The organism is Halomonas nitroreducens (assembly GCF_003966155.1).
Classification (GTDB): domain Bacteria; phylum Pseudomonadota; class Gammaproteobacteria; order Pseudomonadales; family Halomonadaceae; genus Halomonas; species Halomonas nitroreducens.
In genome coordinates this window covers 128611-149977 of record NZ_RXNS01000001.1, presented here as the reverse complement: position 1 = coordinate 149977, position 21367 = coordinate 128611, and the positions used below count along the sequence as shown (strand labels likewise).

The 21367-nt window shown below is 69.9% G+C and carries 21 protein-coding genes; 3 read left to right on the top strand and 18 right to left on the bottom strand.

Annotation, left to right across the window (positions count from 1 at the left end; genetic code table 11):
- Positions 1-11: 11 nt before the first annotated feature.
- Positions 12-470, bottom strand: coding sequence for a Cd(II)/Pb(II)-responsive transcriptional regulator (gene cadR, locus EKG36_RS00570; protein ID WP_126479937.1), 459 nt, complete (start codon positions 468-470; stop codon positions 12-14).
- A gap of 81 nt (positions 471-551) precedes the next feature.
- Between cadR and EKG36_RS00565 the strand changes: the two genes are divergently transcribed.
- The gene (locus tag EKG36_RS00565; RefSeq protein WP_126479935.1) at positions 552-2759 is read left to right on the top strand and encodes a heavy metal translocating P-type ATPase; all 2208 of its coding nucleotides are present in this window, start codon (positions 552-554) and stop codon (positions 2757-2759) included.
- 4 nt (positions 2760-2763) lie between these two features.
- Here the strand turns inward: EKG36_RS00565 and EKG36_RS00560 are convergent, their stop codons facing one another.
- The 16 genes from EKG36_RS00560 to EKG36_RS00485 all read right to left on the bottom strand — a co-directional run bounded on the left by EKG36_RS00560 (position 2764) and on the right by EKG36_RS00485 (position 18486).
- On the bottom strand, positions 2764-3969 hold the full coding sequence (locus tag EKG36_RS00560) for a cation:proton antiporter (protein ID WP_221766019.1): 1206 nt from the start codon (positions 3967-3969) through the stop codon (positions 2764-2766).
- Positions 3970-4110: 141 nt separating this feature from the next.
- On the bottom strand, positions 4111-4998 hold the full coding sequence (locus EKG36_RS00555) for a F0F1 ATP synthase subunit gamma (RefSeq protein WP_126479933.1): 888 nt from the start codon (positions 4996-4998) through the stop codon (positions 4111-4113).
- Complete coding sequence (locus EKG36_RS00550; protein ID WP_126479931.1) at positions 4952-6526, bottom strand: alternate F1F0 ATPase, F1 subunit alpha; 1575 nt, start codon at positions 6524-6526, stop codon at positions 4952-4954. The genes EKG36_RS00555 and EKG36_RS00550 overlap by 47 nt, the downstream gene beginning before the upstream one ends.
- Before the next feature lie 3 nt (positions 6527-6529).
- Positions 6530-7297, bottom strand: a complete 768-nt coding sequence (locus EKG36_RS00545) for a F0F1 ATP synthase subunit B family protein (RefSeq protein ID WP_126479929.1) — start codon at positions 7295-7297, stop codon at positions 6530-6532.
- 3 nt (positions 7298-7300) lie between these two features.
- Complete coding sequence (locus tag EKG36_RS00540; RefSeq protein ID WP_126479927.1) at positions 7301-7579, bottom strand: F0F1 ATP synthase subunit C; 279 nt, start codon at positions 7577-7579, stop codon at positions 7301-7303.
- Between the two features lie 14 nt (positions 7580-7593).
- Positions 7594-8292, bottom strand: a complete 699-nt coding sequence (locus EKG36_RS00535) for a F0F1 ATP synthase subunit A (protein ID WP_126479925.1) — start codon at positions 8290-8292, stop codon at positions 7594-7596.
- The gene (locus tag EKG36_RS00530) at positions 8289-8606 is read right to left on the bottom strand and encodes an N-ATPase subunit AtpR (RefSeq protein WP_185827438.1); all 318 of its coding nucleotides are present in this window, start codon (positions 8604-8606) and stop codon (positions 8289-8291) included. The genes EKG36_RS00535 and EKG36_RS00530 overlap by 4 nt, the downstream gene beginning before the upstream one ends.
- Positions 8596-8913, bottom strand: coding sequence for an AtpZ/AtpI family protein (locus tag EKG36_RS00525; protein WP_126479921.1), 318 nt, complete (start codon positions 8911-8913; stop codon positions 8596-8598). The genes EKG36_RS00530 and EKG36_RS00525 overlap by 11 nt, the downstream gene beginning before the upstream one ends.
- A 1-nt stretch (position 8914) precedes the next feature.
- Complete coding sequence (locus EKG36_RS00520) at positions 8915-9349, bottom strand: F0F1 ATP synthase subunit epsilon (protein WP_246007391.1); 435 nt, start codon at positions 9347-9349, stop codon at positions 8915-8917.
- Entirely contained in the window at positions 9321-10736 is a 1416-nt protein-coding gene (gene atpD, locus EKG36_RS00515) for a F0F1 ATP synthase subunit beta (RefSeq protein WP_126479919.1), read from the bottom strand. Before atpD ends, EKG36_RS00520 begins: the two co-directional genes overlap by 29 nt.
- 142 nt (positions 10737-10878) lie before the next feature.
- A complete protein-coding gene (locus EKG36_RS00510) occupies positions 10879-11634 on the bottom strand; it encodes a glutamine amidotransferase-related protein (RefSeq protein ID WP_126479917.1) in 756 nt (251 codons plus the stop codon).
- A 21-nt stretch (positions 11635-11655) separates the two neighbouring features.
- The gene (locus EKG36_RS00505; protein WP_126480428.1) at positions 11656-12831 is read right to left on the bottom strand and encodes an iron-containing alcohol dehydrogenase; all 1176 of its coding nucleotides are present in this window, start codon (positions 12829-12831) and stop codon (positions 11656-11658) included.
- 22 nt (positions 12832-12853) lie between these two features.
- The gene (locus EKG36_RS00500) at positions 12854-14239 is read right to left on the bottom strand and encodes an aldehyde dehydrogenase family protein (protein WP_126479915.1); all 1386 of its coding nucleotides are present in this window, start codon (positions 14237-14239) and stop codon (positions 12854-12856) included.
- Between the two features lie 153 nt (positions 14240-14392).
- Entirely contained in the window at positions 14393-15775 is a 1383-nt protein-coding gene (locus EKG36_RS00495; RefSeq protein ID WP_126479913.1) for a glutamine synthetase family protein, read from the bottom strand.
- Positions 15776-15856: 81 nt separating this feature from the next.
- Complete coding sequence (eat, locus tag EKG36_RS00490) at positions 15857-17320, bottom strand: ethanolamine permease (protein ID WP_126479911.1); 1464 nt, start codon at positions 17318-17320, stop codon at positions 15857-15859.
- A 209-nt stretch (positions 17321-17529) separates the two neighbouring features.
- Positions 17530-18486 (bottom strand): LysR family transcriptional regulator, encoded by a 957-nt coding sequence (locus EKG36_RS00485; protein ID WP_126479908.1) that lies wholly within the window; start codon positions 18484-18486, stop codon positions 17530-17532.
- Positions 18487-18573: 87 nt separating this feature from the next.
- Here EKG36_RS00485 and EKG36_RS00480 point away from each other — a divergent pair, with 87 nt between their 5' ends.
- Complete coding sequence (locus tag EKG36_RS00480) at positions 18574-19380, top strand: TraX family protein (RefSeq protein ID WP_126479906.1); 807 nt, start codon at positions 18574-18576, stop codon at positions 19378-19380.
- Here the strand turns inward: EKG36_RS00480 and EKG36_RS00475 are convergent.
- The gene (locus EKG36_RS00475) at positions 19354-20271 is read right to left on the bottom strand and encodes a LysR substrate-binding domain-containing protein (RefSeq protein WP_126479904.1); all 918 of its coding nucleotides are present in this window, start codon (positions 20269-20271) and stop codon (positions 19354-19356) included. The two genes, EKG36_RS00480 and EKG36_RS00475, sit on opposite strands and share 27 nt — an antisense overlap.
- A gap of 99 nt (positions 20272-20370) precedes the next feature.
- Between EKG36_RS00475 and EKG36_RS00470 the strand changes: the two genes are divergently transcribed.
- A complete protein-coding gene (locus tag EKG36_RS00470) occupies positions 20371-21363 on the top strand; it encodes a YeiH family protein (RefSeq protein ID WP_126479902.1) in 993 nt (330 codons plus the stop codon).
- The last annotated feature ends 4 nt before the right edge of the window (positions 21364-21367 follow it).

The window sequence follows — 21367 nt, the reverse complement described above, 5'->3', positions numbered from 1 at the left end:
GGCCCGTGGGCTCACACCCGGGGATGCACCCCCGGGACATGGTCGTCCCGAGCCTCCGCGGCGCTCGACGCTACCGGCGACGCGTGCGCCAGCGCCTCGAGGATGCCGCATTCGCCAGCCGACCGCGGCTCCTGGCAGCGAGCCCGCAGTGCTTCCAGGGCGTGTTCCAGGGCCTGCAGCTGGGCGATGCGACCCGCCACATGGTCGAGGTGGGCATCGATCAGGTCATTGACATCCTGGCAGGGACGCTCGGGATGGTCGTGGCAGTCCAGCAGGGCGCGGATCTCGTCCAGGGTCATGTCCAGCGCCCGGCAGTGGCGGATGAAGGCCAGCCGCTCGGCGTGGGCCTCGCCATAGAGGCGGTAGTTGGCCTCGCTGCGGGCGGGTTCGGGCAGCAGCCCCTCACGCTCGTAGTAGCGGATGGTGACGACGCGGCAACCCGTGCGTCGTGCCAGTTGGCCGATCTTCATGGCTCAGGCTCCCGGTAGGACTTGACCCTATACTGCCTACAGGGTTTGTCATGGGGCAAGACACGACCGAGGGAGTTCACGATGTCCGATGCCCATTCGCCCGCCCGGGACACCTGCTGCGGCGCCCAGTCCCCCTCCACCCCGCCCGAGGCACCGTGCGCCCCGGCAGGTACCGTGACCCTGCGCCTGCGCATCCAGGAGATGGACTGTCCTACCGAGGAGGCCCTGTTGCGCAAGGCCCTGGCCGATGCGCCCGGGGTGGCCGCCCTGGACTTCGACCTGATGGGCCGGGTGCTGAGCATCCATCACCGGGGGGCCGACCCCCAGGCCCTGGCGGCGTGCATCCGCGCGCTGGGCATGACGCCTCAGCCGCTGGAGACCGGCAACGCGGCCGACCAGGCCCCGACGGCCCAGGGCGAGCGCTGGGGCACGCTGTGGCTGGCCGCCGGCCTGGCCCTGGCGGCCGAGCTGGTCGGCTGGACGCCCTGGCCGGGCGCGACCTGGGGCGCGGCGCTGCTGGCGCTCGCCGCCATCGGCCTGGTCGGCCTGCCCACCTGGCGCAAGGGCTGGGTGGCCCTGCGCCATCGCAGCCTCAACATCAACGCCCTGATGAGCGTCGCCGTGACCGGCGCCCTGCTGATCGGCCACTGGGCCGAGGCCGCCATGGTGATGGTGCTCTTCACCCTGGCCGAGCGCATCGAGGCCCGCTCCCTGGACCGCGCCCGCCGGGCAATCCGCGAGCTGCTGGACAGCGCCCCCGACCAGGCCCGCCAGCAGACCCCGGACGGCGACTGGGAGATGGTCGCCGCCGAGGGCGTCGCCGTGGGCGAGCTGGTCCGCATCCTGCCCGGCGAGCGGCTGCCGCTGGACGGCGAGATCGTGCGCGGCGAGCCGACCCTGGACGAGTCGCCGATCACCGGCGAGAGCCTGCCCCACGACAAGGGGCCGGGCGAGGCGGTCTTCGCCGGCACCATCAACCGCCACGGCGACTTCGACTACCGCACCACCCGACCCGCCGATGACACCACCCTGGCCCGCATCATCCACGCCGTGGAGCAGGCCCAGGCCAGCCGCGCCCCTACCCAGCGCTTCATCGACCGCTTCGCCGCCGTCTATACCCCGGCGGTGCTGGGCCTCGCCGTCCTCACGGCCGTCGCCTGGCCGCTGCTGTTTCCCGGCGCCTGGCTGGACGGCGTCTACCGGGCCCTGGTGCTGCTGGTCATCGCCTGCCCCTGCGCCCTGGTGATCTCCACGCCGGTGAGCATCGTCAGCGGCCTCTCCGCCGCCGCCCGGGCGGGCATCCTCATCAAGGGCGGGCGCTTCCTCGAACAGGGCCGCCGGCTTGCCTGGCTGGCCCTCGACAAGACCGGCACCCTGACCCAGGGCCAGCCCCGCCTGGCCCACTGGGCGGCCCTGGACGATGACCTCGATGCGGCCGGACAGGCACGCCTCGCCCACCAGGCCGCCAGTCTCGCCGGGCGGTCGACGCATCCGGTGTCCCGGGCCCTGTACGACGCCCTCGCGACCCTGGCCGGGGAAGACGGCGTCGCGTCCGTCCGCGAGCGCCCGGGGCTGGGGGTGGAAGGCGAGCTGGCCGGGACCGCCCTGTGGCTGGGCAATCGCCGGCTGATGGCCGAACGCGGCCTGGCCAGCGAGGCGCTCGAGGCACGCCTGGAAGCCCTGGAGCGCGACGGCGCCAGCGTGGTCGCGCTCGGCGACACCCAGCGCGTGCTGGCGCTGTTTGCCGTGCGGGATCCCCTCAAGCCCACCAGCGTCGCCGCCATCCGGGCGCTGCATGACAAAGGCGTGAAGACCCTGATGCTCTCCGGCGACAACCGACAGGCGGTGGCCGCCATCGCCGCCGAGGCCGGCATCGATGAGGCCAGGGGGGAGCTGCTGCCCGAGGACAAGCTGGCCGCCATCGAGGCCTGCGCGAGCCGGGGAGTGACCGGCATGGTCGGCGACGGCATCAACGATGCCCCGGCGCTGGCCCGGGCGGACATCGGCTTCGCCATGGGCGCGGCCGGCAGCGACGTGGCCATCGAGACCGCCGACGTGGCACTGATGGACGACGATCTGGGCAAACTGTCGACCTTCCTGCGGCTGTCGCGGGCCACCCGCGCCGTGCTGGTCCAGAACATCGTCGTCGCCCTCGGCCTCAAGGCGGTATTCATGGTGCTCGCCTTCACCGGCCAGGCGACCCTGTGGATGGCGGTCTTCGCCGACATGGGTGCCAGCCTGCTGGTGGTGGCCAATGGCCTGCGCCTGCTCCGTTCCCGCCACCACTGAGGGCTCAACGCAGCACGCGACGCACCAGCACCGGCCCCAGGATCTCGAAGACCACCGTCGAGCCGACCACGGTGGAGAGCAGGGCCACGCCATGCTCGGGGAAACGCTCGGCGGCCAGCAGGGCCATGCCCATGGCCACCCCGGCCTGCGGCGTCAGTGCCAGGCCGATATTGCGCGGCAGGTCGGCCTGGCGTTCCCGGGCCAGGCGCACGCCCAGCAGGCCGCCGAGCATGCGGCCGGCGAGGCGCAGCAGGATATAGGCCAGGGTCAGCCCCAGGGCCTCGTCGAGGCGATAGAGATCCACGCTGGCCCCGGACAGCACGAAGAAGAATACCAGGAAGGGCCACTCGATGTGCTCGATCTCGTTGAACGAGCGGGTGTGATGGCGCGACAGGTTGGCCACCAGCACCCCGGTGACCATGGCAGCCAGCAGCGACGAAACGCCGAGCCAGGACGACACGCCAGCCAGCAGCAGGATCAGGGCGATGGCCTCGACCTGGGTCGGCTCGCCCGCAGCCAGGCGGCCGGTCAACCAGGAAGCGGGCAGGCCGATCAGCGTGCCGAGCATCACGGCGCCGCCCAGTTCCCAGGCCGCCTCGAGCAGCGCCCGCTCACCCCCGCCGGCACCGGTCAGCGTCCAACCCAGCGCCGACATGGCCAGGCCGAAGACGACAATCCCCCAGCCATCATCGATGGCCACGATGCCCAGCAGCAGCCGCGCTCGCAGGCGGGTGTCGCCGCTGGCATGCACCGTTTCCTGGACCGCCGCCGGGTCGGTGGCCACCGAGATGGCGGCCAGCGAGACCGCCACCACCAGGGGAAAGCCCAGCGCCAGCAGGCCAAGGCCGACCGCGAGCGCGCCCACCACGATGACCGACAGCGAGACGATCAGGATCAGCGGCCCGGTCAGCCGCAGGCGCTCGAGGGTCAGCTCGCCGCCCAGCAGGAAGGCCACCATCACCAGGGCCACCTGCACCAGGGGCTCGCCGAGCCCGTTCAAGGGACGGGCATCCGGAGCCTCCAGCCACAGCTGCTGCACCACGGCCACGCCCACCCCCACCATTACCAGCAGGGAGATGCGCGGCAGCCGGGTGCGGCTCGCCACGGCATCGGCGAAGATGCTCGAGGACAGCAGCACGCCCAACAGGATCAGGGCCCCCGACGTTGGCGGCAGGTCGCTGAGCACCCGGGTCATGGTCGTGTCAATCACTCGTCCTTGTGTTCCTGTGGCGGTCGATACGGCGATAGCAGCATGCCGCGCCCCGGCGTGCCAAGGGCCCGACGGCTCAACGAGAGGCTAGCATGGCGGCCGGCCCGGCGTATTGCCCTGTCTCAAGGGACGCACGGCACGCTATCGCTCGCCGGCGACCACCTCGAAACCGGCCACCACGTCCAGCAGCTCGGCGGTGATCACCGCCTGACGGGCTCGGCGGAACCCCTGGGTGACGTCTTCGATGCGCTCATCCAGGTTGCGCTGCGCCGCCTGCATGGCGGCCCGCCGGCTGGCGTGCTCGCTGGCCTGGGATTCGGCACAGGCCCGAAACAGCGACACGAACAGGTACTGGCCGACCAGGCGTCGCAACAGGGCTTCACGCGACATGCGGAAGCTGGGCAGACGCCGCGAGGGCCAGGGAGGGGCATCGCGGCGCAGGAAGCGGCGCAGGTCCACGGGCAGCAGGGTGAGCGCGACGGGCTGGTAGCGACTGCCGCCGGCATGCCGGTGATGGAACAGCTCGACATGGGTGATGCCCGCCTGCTGCCAGGCATCGATTCGCGCCAGCAGGTCCTGGACCATCGTCGAGATGCGTCCTACCGAACCGGGCAGCGGCACCACCCGGTCGACCTCCCGGCCGGCCCGCGCGAGGTTGTCCGCAGCCCGGGCGCCGACGGCAAGCAGTCGCAGGGAGGCAGGAGGCGGTGCCCGCTCGGCCAGCCATGCCAGGCAGAAATCGGTGATATCCTCGTTGAACCGCCCACACAGGCCATGATCGGAGCCGAACACGATGACACCCAGGGAGGCCGGCTGACGGGCGGCGTGGTCGAGTTCGGGCGGCGACGGCAGGTCGCGGAGGACGGCCTGCAGCCCCAGCTCCACGGTACGGTCATAGTCGGCGAGGGCCACCACGGCCTGCTCGTACTGGCGGATACTCGCCGTGGACAGCGACTTCATCGTCTTGACGATGGTACGCAGCTCATCCAGCGTCTCGCGCTGTCCCTGCAGTCTCTCCAGCGATTCCATCTGGTCCTCCCTTGGCGGCTCCGGCGGCCTCGCCCAGCACCGCCCGGGCGGCCTCCAGCAGCTGCTGCCACTGCGCCTCCTCGAGCGGCTCCCCGCTGTCCAGCTGCGCGCAGAGCGCCGGCAGCCGCTGCTGAGCCCCGCGCGTGAGGCGGGTCTCGGCAGCGGCGATCTGCTCGAGGGGCAGACCATCGAGGAGCCCCTCGTTGACGGCCTTGAGCACCACCAGCTGCTCGCCGGCGGAAAACGGACGGTGCTCGGGCTGTTTCAGCACCTCGCGGACCCGACGGCCATGTTCGATAGCCTGACGGGTCGCGGCATCGAGCCGGGTCGCGAAGCGGGAAAAGGTCTCGAGCTCCTCGAACTGCGCATAGGCGAGGCGCAGGTCCCCGGCCACCTGGCGAAAGGCCGGGTACTGGGTCTTGCCGCCGACCCGGGACACGGAGCGGCCCACTTCGATCGCCGGCAGGAAGCCCTTGTGGAACAGGCTCGGGGACAGATAGACCTGGCCATCGGTGATCGAGATGAGGTTGGTCGGGATATAGGCCGACATGTCCTGGCCCTGGGTCTCGATGATCGGCAAGGCCGTCAGCGAGCCACCGCCGAGGCGTTCCACCAGCTGGGTGGATCGCTCCAGCAGGCGCGAATGGATGTAGAAGATATCGCCGGGGAAGGCCTCGCGGCCCGGCGGACGCCGTGCCAGCAGGGACAGTTCGCGATAAGCCCGGGCGTGACGGGTCAGGTCGTCGAGCACGACCAGCACGTCGCGTCCCCTGGCCATGAAGTATTCCGCCATGGTCATGGCGGCATAGGGCGTGATGAACCGCAGCCCCGGGGCATCGGCATCGGACGCCACCAGCACGATGGTGTTCGGCAGGGCCTGCTGGTCGCGCAGGGTGTCCACGACCCGCGAGACGGCGGTCCCCCGCTGGCCCACGGCACAGTAGAGGCAGATCACCCCCTTGTCGCGCTGGTTGAGGATGGCATCGATGGCCACCGAGGTCTTGCCGGTCTGGCGGTCGCCGATGATCAGCTCGCGTTGCCCCCGCCCGATGGGGATGAGGGCGTCGATGGCCTTGATGCCCGTCTCCAGCGGCACGGTCACCGGTGCCCGGTCGAGGATCGCCGGCGCCGGCCGCTCCACCGGCCAGCGCTCGAGGGTGCCGAGGGGGTCGCCGCCATCGAGCACACGCCCGGTGGCGTCGAGCACGCGGCCGAGCAACGCCTCGCCCACCGGCGTGTCGACCTCCCGGCCGGTGGCCCGGGCCCGGCTGCCGGCCGACAGCTCCGGTCGGTCGTCCAGCAACATGACCTCGATCGCGTCGGGGGCCAGGTTGAAGACGATGCCGAGCCCGCCCCCGTCGAAGGCCACCAGTTCCTCGGCGGTGACCCCGGGCAACCCCTCGAGGCGGGCAATACCGCCGCCGACTTCCACCACCGTGCCGACCTCCTGCAGCTCCAGGGCGGGCGAGACCCGACCGATCGCGGCCTCCAGGCGATCGAGGGTGTCATCCAGCAGACGCTCGAGCATGCGCTACTCCTTGCCGCCGAGGGCGCCGTGCTGACCGAACTCCCCCTCGAGCTGGTCATGCAGCGCCTCGAGGTAGTCCGCCAGGCTCCAGCCCAGGCGACGCCCGCCGCTGGTCAGCTCGATGCCGCACAGCGGCGACGATGCGCGGACGACCTCGACGGCCCGGTCGGCGCCGAGCTGCTCATGGAGGGCCGCCGTGAGTCGTGCCTCCAGGGCCGGGTCAAGGGGGAAGGACGTCGCGACACGCAGCGGGTCCTGCGGCGCCGACAGCTGGCGGCGGCTCTCGGCATCCAGGGTCGTCAGCCGGCCGATGAAGGTCTCGACCACCCTGGCCTCGAGATCGGCATCGGCCAGGTCGCGCAGCGCCTGGCGGGCCATCGTCTCGAGGGCGACAACCGCTCGCTCGCCCAGGCGGCACAGGAAGGCCTCGCGCTCCTCCGCGAGCTGACGCTGCCAGTCGGCGCGCATCGCGTCGACCTCCTGCCGGGCCTCGTCGATCAGCCGGTGCTTGAACCGGCCAGCCTCGTCCTGTGCCGCCTCGAGCAGTTCGTCACGCCGCCGGGCCAGCGAGGCCTTGCGAGCCTGGTAGTCCTCGAGCCGGGCCTCGGCCTCGGCCTCGCGCTCGCCGGCCGCCTGGAGTCGCGCGGCGATGCGCTCTTCCCGGCGGTCCATGGCCCGCAGTACGGGGCGATACAGGAAGCGCTTGAGCAGCCAGACCAGGATCAGGAAGTTGACGACCTGCGCCGAGACCGTGATCCAGTCGATCTCCATGCGTCAACCTCCCGCCGCGGCGACGACATGATCCCAGAAGGGATTGGCGAAGATCAGGATCATCGACACCACGAAGCAATAGATGGCCGTGGACTCGATCATCGCCAGGCCCACGAACAGGGTTCGCGTGATGGTGGCGGCCTCGTCCGGTTGCTGGGCGATGGCGGAGAGTGCCTGGGCAACGGCCCGCCCCTCCCCCAGGGCGGGCCCGATGCAGCCGACCGCAATGGTCAGCCCGGCGGTGATGATCGAGACCATCCCGATGATGGCGAGGCTTTCCATGCTGGTTCCTCCTGTCAGTGCAAAGGTGGCGGGGATGACGCCTTGCCCTGCTGGACCGACGAGGCGGAGGCGATGTACACCATGGCCAGGACGGCGAAGATATAGGCCTGGATCATCCCGGTGAGCAAGCCCAGCAGCTGCATGACCACGGGAAAGAAATAGGGCGTCAGACTGAGCAGGATGCCCACGATCACCGTGCCGCTCATGATGTTGCCGTAGAGACGTACCGCCAGGGCGACGGTGCGCGAGAGCTCGCCGACGACATTGAAGGGCAGCATCAGCCAGCTGGGCTTGAGGTAATGCCGCAGGTAGGCTCCCGGCCCATCCCGGGCGATGCCGAAGAGCGGTACCGCCACGAAGACACAGATGGCCAGGGCCGTCGTCGTCGACAGCGACCCCATCGGCGCCATGTAGCCCGGCAGCACGTCCAGCAGGTTGGATACGGCGATGAACAGGAACAGGGTGCCGACGAACGGCAGGTAGCGCCCCGGCTCCTGGCGGCTGACCTGGCGAATCTGGTCGTTGATGCCGGTCACCAGGATCTCGAGCAGGTTCTGCCAGCGCGACAGTGTTGTCGCGGTGGACAGCCGGCGCGTCACCCCCCAGGAGACCAGTGTCAGCAGCGCCATGACCAGCCAGGTGTAGAGCAGGGTCGCATTGATCGCGAAGGGGCCCCATTGCCACAAGACCACGTCATCCGGACTGATCGTCATGTCCCCGGCTCCCGTTCCGGCGTCCGGGGCCGTGCGTGACGGGCGACCACCCAGCGCGCCAGGGTGAACCCAAGGGCCCCGGCGAGCCCTCCACCCAGGCCGGCAAGACGCACGAGCCACAGCAAGCCCGCCACGGCCAGGGCGAGGCGCAGCAGCAGGCTGACCGCCACCCTGAGCCCCGGATGGCGCGCCTCGCCGAGGCTCCGCACGGTAAGCCACAGCCCCCAGAAGAAGGCCAGCCCCAGCCCGAACCCCGTCAACAGACTGATCATCAGGCCGAACACGGGCGACATCTCGATGAGCTCAGTCGTCATGATGGCTCTCCTGTCGAATCCAGTACCAGGCATTCAGGCAGCCCAGCGCCACACCGATGATCATGAAGGTCAGGGTCCAGGAGGCCTGCCCCCCCGCCCGCCGGTCCAGCCAGGCCCCCAGGGCGATACCGGCCAGGGTGGGCACCGCCACCGACCAGCCCACCAGGCCGAACATGCCGAGCCCGAACCAGGGCGCATGATGGCCCCGCTCGCGGGCACGGCGCTTGCGCTCGGCCTGGCGGCCAACCTCCCTGCCGAGGCGCTCCTCCTCACGCGGCGTGCGCGGCTCTTTCGGCGACTTGGCCATGTCAGCGCTCCTGCAGGTTCCGGAAGCGTCGCAGGGTCCCCGCTTCCAGCCGGGCCAGGGTCGTGCGCGACTTGCGCTCCTGCTCATCCAGGGCCAGGAAGCGCTCCTCGACCAGCGCCTCCAGCTGGCCGAGGTCGTCACCGCCCACGGCATTGGGCGTCGACACCAGCACTTCCTGGCCACACTTGACCAGCAGGCCACGGTCCACGGCGAACAGGCGTTCCTGCGCCTCACGGTCGTGGAAGAGGAACACCCCCGGCACCAGGGCTGCCACGAAATCGATGTGTCGCGGCAGCAGGCAGAAGGCGCCGTCCTCGGCCACGGCCACCACCTTCGTCACCGGCTCGTCGACCAGCACCTCGCTGGGCACCAGCAGGCGCAGCTGCATGACGCGCGGCTCCGCCAGGTCAGGCATCATCGGCCGTGACGCCTTCACCACTGATCTCCTCCACGGCGCCGATCATGTAGAGAGCCTTTTCCGGCACCTCGGCGAACTCGCCGGCCAGAATGCGCTCGCAGCCGTCGACGGTCTGATCCAGGGGCACGAGCTTGCCCGCCTTGCCAGTGAACTGGCCGGTGGTGAAGAAGGGCTGGGTCAGGAACCGCTCGAGCCGGCGCGCCTGGCTCACGGTCGCGCGGTCCTCGCGGGAGAGCTCCTCGAGGCCGAGCATGGCGATGATATCCTTGAGATCCTCGTACTCGGCCAGGGTACTGCGCACCGCCTGGGCAACCCGGTAATGCCGCTCGCCCACCACGCCGGGAGTCAGCATCTTGGAGGCGGTCTGCAGCGGATCGATGGCCGGGTACAGGCCCTGGCTGGCCCGCTTGCGCGACAGCACGATGGAGGCCGACAGGTGCGAGAAGATATGCGTCGCGGAAGGGTCGGTGAGGTCGTCGGCCGGCACATAGACGGCCTGCACCGAGGTCATGCCGGCGGAGCGGGAACTGCAGATGCGCTCCTCCAGGGCGGCCAGCTCGCTGGCCAGGGTCGGCTGGTAGCCTACGCGGGAGGGAATGCGTCCCATCAGGCCGGATACCTCGGTTCCGGACTGCACGAAGCGGAAGATATTGTCGATCAGCAGCAGGACGTCGCGCTTCTCCACGTCACGGAAATGCTCGGCGATCGACAGCGCCGCGTGGCCGACCCGGAATCTCGCCCCGGGAGGCTCGTTCATCTGGCCATAGAGCAGCACCGCCTTGTCGAGGACACCGGAAGAGGCCATGGAGTGATACATGTCCTCCGCCTCGCGCAACCGCTCGCCGATACCACAGAACAGGCTGACGCCCTCGTAGGCCAGGGCCATGTTGTGGATCATCTCGTTGATCAACACCGTCTTGCCGACACCGGCGCCACCGAACATGCCCGCCTTGCCGCCCCGCTCGAGGGGCGCCAGCAGGTCGATGGCCTTGATGCCGGTGGTGAAGATTTCGGTGCGGGTAGTGCGCGCTTCGAGGGACAGCAACGGGCGGTGGATGGACCACCACTCGGTGGCCTCGATCGGCCCGCGCCCATCGATGGGCTCGCCGAACACATTGAGCATGCGGCCCAGCAGGGCCGGGCCGACGGGGATCATCAGCGGCGTGCCCACATCCTCGACCGGCATGCCGCGTCCCAACCGGCGCGTGGCGGTCAGCGCGATGCAGCGTACCGTCCGCGGATCGAGGTGGGACTCGACCTCCAGCACCACACGCCGGTCGACACCGGTGCGCAGCTGCCGAAGACGCGGCGGCAAGGGGGGCGCGAAGCGCACGTCGACCACATTGCCACGCACCGCCACGACCTCCCCCGTCGTGGCCACCGCCTCCCGGACACTCTCCTGCATCGCTCCCCTTCCCTGCCGCTGGCGAGCCACCCCCTCGGTGGGGCCCTGGCTACAGTGTAATCCGTCTGGCTGCGGCTGCCCGGGGCTGGATCAAGGAAGGCAACGCAAGCGACCCGCCGGTCGGCGGGTCGCTGCGGGGGGATCAACGGCCAACGGGAACGCCGGGGGCGCGGGTTCTCGCCTCTCCCCCGACGCCGGCTCCACGCATGAACTGGAGGATCCAGCGCGCCATCAGCGCATCGTCCACCGGTGCCTGGAGGGAGGCCAGCCCCTCGCGGACCCGCTGGGAGCCGACCTGGTCACGGCGCAGCGCCATCAGATCCGCCGAGTAGGGCTTGGCGAACTCCGGGTGGCCCTGGACGCCGAGGAAGTGCTCGCCCACCTGCATCAGGTAGACGGGACAGAAGTCGCTACCGGCCAGCACCCTGGCCTCGGCGGGTGTCTCCACCACCTGGTCCTGGTGGCTGACCACCAGGTCCAGGCCCTCCTGCCAGGGCTCCATCCACGCGGCGCGGCCGTTTACCCGGTTGAAGGACATGCCCACCCCCCAGCCCCGTGCACTCTTGACGACCTTGCCGCCCAGGGACCTGGCGATCAGCTGGTGGCCGAAGCAGATGCCGACCAGCGGCTTGTCGGCCGCCCAGAGACGCCGCACGAAACCGCACAGGTCCTCGACCCAGGCCAGACCGTCGTTGACCCCGAACTTGGAACCGGTGGTCAGCCAGGCGTCCACCGCATCCACGTCATCCGGGATCTCGCCATCCAGGCAGCGCCAGACCCGGAATACGACGGTCGGATCCACCGCGGTGAACAGCCGCTCGAACATGGCCGGATAGTTGCCGTGGCGCTCGCGCAGCGCTGGCGCCACGTCATCGCATTGCAGCAGTCCGATGCGCATCGGCCTGTCTCCCTGTCGCGGTTAGAGGCGTCCCTCGACGGCCTGGACGAAGATGTCCCGGTACTGGCCGGCCTCGAAGGCGATCGGATTGGACCCGGAGGACGGGTCCGCGACGGCCATGCGTCCCACCCGCTCGGCCTGGGTGGTATCGATGTCAAGGGCGGCGAGGGTGTGCGGGATGCCCAGCCGCTCGCGCAGGTCGAGCACCCAGTCGATGACGGCCGCGGTGCTCGGCTGGCGCAGGTCGAGGTAGCGTGAGAGGCGTACCATGGGTTCGCCGATGGCCCGCTCGTTGGCGCGCAGTACATAGGGCATCAACACCGCGTTGAGGGTGCCGTGGTGGGCGTCGTAGAGCGCTCCCAGGGGATGCGCCAGGGCGTGCATGCCGCCGAGTCCGCGCTGGAAGGCCGTGGCCCCCATCATCGAGGCCACCAGCATGTTCATGCGCGCCTGGAGGTCACCGCCATCCCGATAGGCCAGGGGGAGGTGGTCGCGGATGCGGCGCATGCCCTCCACGGCGATGCCCTCGGCCATGGGATGGTAGTTGGGCGAGCACCAGGCCTCCATGCAGTGCGACAGCGCGTCCATGCCGGTGGCCGCGGTGATGGCCGGCGGCAGGCCGGTGGTCAGCTCCGGGTCGAGGATCACCGTCGCCGGCACCATCGCCGGGTGGAAGATGATGCGCTTGACGTGGGCCTCCTCGTCGGTGATCACCGAAGCGCGGCCCACCTCCGAGCCGGTGCCGGCAGTGGTGGGCACCGCCACCACCGGGGCCACGGCATGGCCGTCGGCGTGGCGCCAGTTGTCGCCAACGTCCTCCAGGGACCACAGCGAGAGGTCGTCCCGCTGGCGGGCCATCAAGGCCACTGCCTTGGCGGCATCCAGGCCGGAGCCGCCACCTAAGGCAATTACCCCATCGTGATCGCCCTCGCGGAAGGCCGCCACCCCGTCGGCGACGTTGCGCCCCGTGGGGTTGCCCTTGATCTCGCTGAATACGGCGATCTCGAGGCCGGCCTCGGCGCAGGCCGCGACCAGTGCCTGAACCATCGGCAGGCCGGCCAGCCCAGGGTCGGTGATCAGCAGCGGGGCACGCATGCCCAGCGCCCGGCAGGCTGCCGGCAGCTCTCGGGCGCGGCCCACGCCGGTGAGGACCTGGGCCGGATAGTTCCAGCCCGTGGTGAAGGCAGAAAGGTCCATGTCGCTCATGGGATCTCCTCGATCAGGCGTGCTTGAGATGGAAGGACTTGGGCCGGGTCAGGGTCTCGTAGCCCAGCCGTGACAGCGAGCAGCCACGGCCGGACTGCTTGACGCCAGTCCAGGCCAGCTCCGGGTCCAGGTAGTCGCAGCGGTTGGTGAAGACGGTGCCCGCCTCGAGGCGTCGGGCCAGCGCCTCGCCGGTGGCGATGTCACGGGTGAAGACCGCCGCGGTGAGGCCGAAGTCGCTGTCGTTCATCAGGGCCACGGCCTCGTCGTCGCTCTCCACCGGCATGATGCCCACCACCGGGCCGAAGCTCTCCTCGCCCATGACCCGCATGGAGTGATCGACTCCGGTCAGCAGCTGGGGGGCCAGGTAGGCGCTGCCCGGCCGCGAGAGCGGGAAGTCGCCGGGATCGATCCAGGCCCTGGCGCCGGCCGCCACGGCCTCCTCCACCTGGCCGCGCACGAAGTCCGCGGCGGCCGGCTTGACCAGCGGGCCCAGGGTCGTCGCCGGGTCGGTGGGATTGCCCAGGCGCAGCTGGCGGACCCAGGCCACCGCCCGCTCGACGAAGGCGTCGAAGAGCTCGCGATGCACGTAGATGCGCTCGATGCCGCAGCAGCTCTGTCCGGAGTTGAAGAAGGCCCCGTCCATGACCCCGTCCACGGCGGCGTCCAGGTCGGCGTCGGCGCGCACATAGGCCGGGTCCTTGCCGCCCAGCTCCAGGCCGGTGGCGATGAAGCGCCCGGCGGCGTTGCGCTCGACCATGGCGCCGCCGCCCACCGAGCCGGTAAAGGAGACGTGATCGACGCGCGGATCGCGGATCAGCGCCTCGGTGGCCGCATGGGAGAGATGCAGGTGCTGGAAGACCCCCGCAGGGAGGCCCGCCGCATCGAAGGCCTCCTGGAGGCGCTCGGCGCACAGCGGGGTCTGGGCCGAGTGCTTGAGGATCACCGCATTGCCGGCCATCAAGGCCGGGACGATGGCGTTCACCGCGGTCATGAAGGGAAAGTTCCAGGGGGCGACGATGAAGGACACGCCCAGGGGCTCGCGGGTAATGTAGCGGGTGAAGCCGGGCTTGTCGGGCAGCGTGACGGGGGCCAGTGCCCCCTCGGCGAGGCCGATCATGCCGCGGGCACGCTCCTCGAAGCCGCCGATCTCGCCGCCGCCGGCGGCGATCGGCCGTCCCATCTGCCAGGTCAGCTCCTCGGCCAGGGCGTCGCGCCGGGCGACGATGGCGTCGACCATCGCCGAGCAGCGCCGGGCGCGCTCGCCGAGCGGCGTCTCGCGCCAGGCCCGCTGGGCGGCGACTGCCCGCTCCAGGGTCGCCTCCACCCGGGCCGGGTCGGCCAGCTCGCGCTCGACATAGACCGAGCCGTCCACCGGGGAAATCGTCTGTTGTATGGCCATCTGAATTACCTTATTGGTTTCGCAAGCTCGAAGGCCGTGCGAACGGCGTCAGAGCAAGGCGGAGCAACGAGAAATCGCGGAGTTGACGGTCGTCAATGAGCAGATTTCGAGGCGCTCCAACGCCGCTCTGGCGACGTGCAGCCGGCCCAGGCACTAAATAATTTCGAAGTAGCGATCCAACTCCCAATCCGTGATATGCCGACGGAACTGCCGCTCCTCCCACTCCCGGGTGGCGGCGAAATGCTCGACGAAGGCATCCCCGAACAGCGCCCGGGCCGCCTCGGAGGCCTTGAGCCGCTGGGCGGCCTCCCAGAGGGTGGCAGGCAGCGCCTGGTGGTCGGGATGATCCAGCTCGTAGGCATTGCCCTTGACCGGCTCGTCGGGCTCCAGGCGGTGCTCGATGCCGTACAGCCCGGCCCCGATGGCCGCGGCCAGCGCCAGGTAGGGGTTGGCGTCGGCGCTGCCCAGGCGATACTCGACCCGCTGGGACTTGTCGCTGCCGGGGATCACGCGCAGCGCCGTGGTGCGATTCTCCACGCCCCAGGTGGCCTCGGTGGGCGCCCAGAAGCCGGGGATCAGCCGCGTGTAGCTGTTGATGGTCGGCGCGAACAGGGCAAGAAATTCCGGCATCAGCTTCTGCTGGCCGGCCACGAAGTGACGCTGGACGTCGCTCATCCGGTAGGGCTTCTCGGCATCGAAGAAGGCTGAACGGCCCGAGTCGCGCTCGCGCAGCGAGAGGTGGATGTGCCCGCTCTGGCCCGGGTAGTCCGGCGACCACTTGGCCATGAAGGTCGCCATCAGGCCACGGCGCTGGGCCCAGACCTTGGTGAAGGTCTTGAACAGCGCCCCCTTGTCGCCAGCGGCCAGGGCATCGTCCACGGCGATGGCCGCCTCGAGAACACCGGGGCCGGTCTCGGTGTGCAGGCCCTCGATGGGGAAGTCCATGGTCTCGGACAGCGCCAGCAGCTCGTGGTAGAGCTCGCTGTGCACCGAACTGCGCAGCATGGAGTAGCCCATCATGTCCGGGGTCAGCGGCCTCAGGTTGCGAAAGCCCTTCTCGCGCACCGACTCGGGGGTCTCCTGGAACATGAAGAACTCGTACTCCAGGGAGCCGAAGGCGTCGTAGCCCATCCCCCGGCCGCGCTCGAGCACGCGCTTGAGCAGCCCGCGGGGGCAGATGTCCCCGGCGGGGCCGGCGAAGTCGGCCAGGAACAGCAGCATGCCCCCCCCTTCACTGGGCAGCTCACGGCAACTCGCCGGGATGATCTGCAGCGGGGCGTCGGGATAGCCGGTGTGCCAGCCGGTGAACCGGACGTTGTCGTAGAGTTCGTCCTTGCTGTCCCAGCCCAGCACCACATCGCAGAAGGCGAAACCATCCTCGAGGGCCGAGACGAACTTGCTGGCCTGCATGTACTTGCCGAGCATCACGCCGTCGATGTCGAACATGCCCACCTTGACGTGGCTCAGGCCGCGTTCCTCGACGATGCGCCGGGCATCCTCCGCGGTCTTGATATCTCTCGCCTGCATTCGGCTCATCGTGGGTTCCTCGTTGGCTCTGTTGTTGTTGGGTTCTCTGCCGAGCCCGTGCCGGGCCCGGCGTGTCGGGTCATGTGGGGTTTAGACCGTGCCCGGAGCCGGTTCTTCGTCCGACAGCTCCTGCTCGGCCAGGGCGATGGCCTCGAACTCCTCCTCCGGCGCCTGGGCCACCAGATGGTGACGGCTATAGACGCCGAAGTAGGCGAGCATGATGGCGTAGAACACCGCCGACCAGAGCGCCGCCTCGACGCTGACCACGAAGGTCGAGAGGAAGGCGACGATCGCCAGGACGAAGGCCACGCCAGAGGTCAGCGTGCCGCCCGGGGTGCGGTAGGGCCGCGCCAGGTCCGGCTCGCGCCGGCGCAGCAGGAGATGTGACAGGGTCATCATGGCGTAGGAGATGGTGGCACCGAACACGGCCATGGTGATCATCAGGTCGCCCTTGCCGGTCAGCGACAGCAGGAAACCGATGGCACCGGGCACGATCAGCGCCAGGTAGGGCACCTTGCGCTCGCCGGTGACGGACAGCCAGCGCGGCAGGTAGCCGGCCCGGGACAGCGCGAAGGTCTGGCGGGAGTAGCCGTAGATGATCGAGAAGAAGGAGGCGATCAGGCCGGCCAGGCCGACCAGGTTGACGAAGCCTGCCGCCCAGGAATCGCGGCCGTAGACCGCCTGGAGGGCCCCGACCAGGGGCGCGGCGTGCTCGCTCATGGCCGCCGCCCCGGCCCCGCCGGGGGCCAGCAGCAGCACGCAGGCGGCGAACACCAGCAGCACCAGCATGGCGGTGATGATGCCCCGTGGCATGTCGCGGGCCGGATCGCCGGCCTCCTCGGCCGCCAGGGGCACGCCCTCCACGGCCAGAAACAGCCAGATGGCGAAGGGCAGCGCTCCCCAGACGCCCATGAAGCCCTCGGGCAGGAAGGCCGAGGCCCCCGCGACCCCGGCGCTGGGCGCGATGTCGAAGAGGTTGTCGACGCTGAAGTGCGGCAGCATGCCGACCACGAAGACCAGGATGGCCACCACCGCGAGTGCCGTGATGCCCATCATTATCTTCAACGCCTCGCCGGCGCCCCACAGGTGGATGCCGACGAACAGCGCATAGAAGGCGGCATAGACCAGGGGCCCGTTGAGGCCGATCAGTTCGTTGACGTAGCCACCGATGAAGATGGCGATGGCCGCCGGCGCGATGGCGTATTCCAGCAGGATCGCCGTGCCGGTGACGTAGCCCCCCCAGGGACCCATGGCACGACGCGCGAAGCTGTAGCCGCCGCCGGCAGTGGGCAGGGACGAGGAGAGTTCGGCGATCGACAGCACCATGGCGGTGTACATGATCGCCATCAGCACGGTGGCCACCAGCATGCCGCCGAAGCCGCCGGCGGCGAGGCCGAAGTTCCAGCCGGCATAGTCGCCGGAAATCACGTAGGAGACGCCGAGACTGGCCAGCAGGATCCAGCCCGCTGCGCCCTTCTTCAGCTTGCGCTTGTCGAGATAGGCCTTGTCGACCGATTCGTAGTCCACCGAGGTGGTGTGGTGGGAAGAGCTCATCGAATACCCCTTGTGTTTGTCATTGTCTGGGTGGGACCGGATCCCACGACCGGGAATTGCAGGAGCCTGGGCCAGTCTGGCGCCCCCCATGACAAGGCCGCAAACAGCATCGGTCGAGCCGACGCCGCGACTATAGGAAAAATCGATACTAGTCGCCCGGGACGCCTCGCTGGGCCATTCGGCCCCGCGGTGGGGCGGGTGTCTGGGGCTCAAAGACCGTCGATGTGGGACACCACCCAAGGCAGGTGGCGCTGCAGTTCGCCGCGGAAGCGTCGCTCGAGCAGCCGCCGGCTGTCGCGGGCCAGCTGGCCCGGCAGGCCGCCCAGCTCGTCGCGCCGGGCCACCAGGGTCAGGTCCCGGCGCAGGGGCGCGGTGGGCAGGGGCACGGCCTGGACATCGAGACGCTCCAGGCCGGCCTGGTAGAGGCACAGCGGGGTGGTGATGGTCCAGCCGGCGCCACCGGCGACCAGGCTCAGCACCGCATAGGTGTTGTCCAGGTGCAGGCGCGCCGGCAGTTCCAGCTGACTGAGTCGCAGGTGGCGCTCGATGGTCTGGCCGATCAGCGACTGGGGGGTATAGCGCACGAAGTCCAGCTGCCGCGACAGCCAGCGCAGGTTGTCCACCGGGCCCTGCCAGTCGCCGGGCAGGACCAGCACGAAGGGCTCGCCGAGGATGGCATGGCGCTCCAGGCCGTCGTAGTTCTCCAACCGGTCATCGGAGATGATGATGTCCACGTGCCGCGTCAGCAGCGCATGGCCATGCATGTGCGACAGCCCGGTGGTCAGGGTGTAGTCGGCGGTATGGCGACGGATCACCTCGAGCAACGGCTGGCCAACGGCGGTGGCCAGGGAGTCGACCAGCGCCATGCGCACCTGGTGCAGCTGGCCGAAGGCGCCGCCCTGGAGCTCGCGGCGGGTGGCGCGGGCCTCCTTGAGCAACCGCTTGGCCCGGTCATGGAAGAAGCGCCCGGCGCCGGTCGCTTCCAGGGGGCGGGAATGCCGGTCCAGCAGGCTCACGCCCAGGCTCTCCTCCAGGTTGGCCAGGCTCTGCGATACCGACGACTGCTTGAGGCCCAGGTGCCTGGCCGCGGCGGTCTGGCTGCCCCGCTCGAGGGTCTCGACGAAGATTTCCAGACTACGCAGATCGAACCCGAACCCGCCTCGCATCAACACCCCTCCCTTGATCAAGCCTCAGGGAACTCCGTACGGCCCGGCCTGTCAACGGCCATTGATCGTCACCCACCGGAGGGAAAGATGACGGAAGCCGCAAGCGCTCCCCTGGCGCCCGCCCGCCCCCGCCCCGCCTCGACCTGGACCGGCTGGGGCCAGTGGCTGGCCCTGATCACCATGACCATCGACCATCTGGCACGCTACGTGGTCCCCGAGAGCTGGGGCCTCGACTGGGCGGACGCCTCCCTCGGTCGGATCGCCTTTCCGCTGTTCGCCGCCATGGTCGCCTGGCACGGGCTGTTCAATACCCGCAATCCGCTGCGCTATGCGCGACGCATCCTGGTGATCGGCCTGGTCGCCCAGCTGCCCTACATGCTGATGCCCCGCGCGGCGGACGGCCTGCTCCTCAACATCTGCTTCACCCTGTCACTGGGACTGACCGGCGGCACCTGGCTGCAGGCCCTGAGAGGACGCCTCGAGGGCGGCACCCTGGGTGGCCCTCGGCTGGCCGCCGAGGCCGGCCTCGCCGTCGCCATCTGGGCCGCTGCCGGGCTCTGGGTCGAATACAGCCACCTGGGCCTGCTGATGATTCCGCTCTACATGGTCGCCATGCAGAACCTCCACGGCGCCGGTGACGGCCTCGGCGAGCGCCTTGCCGCCACCGCCATGGCCCTGCCCGTGCTGATGGTGGCCGGCCTGATGAACAGCTCCGACATGGCCAAGTCGTTCACCGTTGCCACCTGCCTGGTGATCCTGCTGCTGGCCGCCGGTGCCCACCGCCTGGCCCCGGGCGTGCCGTTCGCCATGCCGCGGCGGCTGTGGCTCGGCTGGTACCCCGGGCACTTCGCGGCCATCGCCCTGTGGCTATGGCTCGCCGGTGGACTCGCCTGAAGCACGGGCCTCGACGAGAAACACCTTGAAGGCCTGCCACAGCGGGCTGCGGTAGCGCTCCGGGTGCCACACCAGCGAGAAGGTGCGGCGCAGCGTGAGGCTGGTGTCCAGGGCGACCAGTTCGCCGCGCTCGAGCTCGCCGGCCACGCTCAGCCGCGACAGGCAGCCCAGCCCCAGGCCGGCACGTACCGCCTGCTTGATGGCCTCGTGCTGGCCGAGTTCCATGCGTACCCTGGGCGGTACGTTGCGGGCGCGCATGGCCTGCTCGAAGACCCCCCGGGTGCCCGAGCCGGACTCGCGCAGGATCCAGTCGGCATCGGCCAGCGTCGCATCGTCGAGGCGCCCCCGCCGGGCCAGCGGATGCGACGGCGCGGCCACCACCACCATGCGATCCTCGCACCAGGGCTCACTGGCCAGGCTCGGCTCCCGACACTCTCCCTCGATCAGCCCCAGGTCGGCCTCCAGGCGCAGCACGTCGGTGATCACCTCGAAGGTGTTGCGCAGGCGCAGGCGCAGGTCCACCGCCGGGTGGGTCTCGCTGAAGCGTCCCGCCAGCGCGGGCAACAGGTAGGTACCCACGGTGGCGCTGGCGGACACGCTGAGCACCCCCTGCAACTGTCCCTCGGGCTCGGTGGCGGCGGCGACGAAGCCGGCGACGCCGTCCAGCAGTTCCTCCGCCCGGGGCAACAGCCGACGCCCCAGGTCATTGAGGTGCAGGCGACGCCCCAGCCGCTCGAACAGCGCCACCCCCAGCTGCCGCTCCAGATCCGAGAGGGCCTGGCTGGTCGCCGACTGGGACAGGCACAGCTCGGCGGCGGCCGCGCTCACCGTGCCCAGGCGCGCCACCGCGGCGAAGACCTGGAGCTGTCGAAAACTCACCGTGGGTGTCATATCGGTTTTCCCGAATAGCCAGTTCGTTATTAGTTGATAACTGTATGAGCTATATGATGCCTAGGATAGCCGCATGAATCCCGTCGAGAGGACACGATCATGTGGCAAGGCCTGCTGGTCTGCATCACCCTGACCGCCGCCGGCGTCGGCCTGGCCCGGCTGCCCGCCCTGGCCGATAGCGGCATCAGCCCGCTGGTCATCGCGCTGCTGCTGGGTATCCTGGTCGGCAACCTACCGATCTCGCGGCGGCTCACCGACACCGCGGCAGGGCTGAAATTCGCCACGCGCTGGTTGCTGCGCACCGGCATCGTGCTGTTCGGGCTCTCGCTGACCCTGCAGCAGATCGCCGCCCTGGGGCCCAAGGTACTGCTGCTGGATATCCTGGTCATCTCCAGCGTGCTGATCACCGGCTACGTCATCGGCACCCGGGTGCTGGGCATGGACCGGGAAACCACCCTGCTGACCAGCGCCGGCAGCGCCATCTGTGGTGCCGCCGCGGTACTGGCCACCGAGTCCACCATCCGCGCGCGGCCGGCCGCCACCGCCATGGCCGTGGCCACGGTGGTGCTGTTCGGCTCGCTGGCGATGCTGATCTATCCCCTGCTCTACCCCCTGCTGGGCATGGAGGAAGGCCTCTACGGCATCTATATCGGCGCCACCGTCCACGAGGTCGCCCAGGTCGTGGCCGCCGGCGAGGCGGTGGGCCCGGACGCCCTGGCCAACGCGGTGATCGTCAAGCTGGTGCGGGTGATGCTGCTGGTGCCCTTCCTGTTGATCGTCGGCCAATGGTGGCTGCGCCGGGGCCACGGCGCCGCTGCCGAGGCGGGGACCGGCCTGGTGATACCCTGGTTCGCCTTCGGCTTCATGGCCATGGTGGTGGTCAACAGCCTGGTCCGCCTGCCTGCCCCGCTGCATGACGGCCTGGTCCTGGTCGGCCAGCTGTCGCTGACCATGGCCATGGCCGCGTTGGGCTACGAGACCCGGATCGAGCGGCTGCGCTCGCTGGGCCTGCGTCCCTTCATCCTGGCCCTGACGCTGTTCGCACTGCTGCTCACCGGGGGCGGGCTGGCGAGCCGGCTGCTGATGGGCTGAAGTG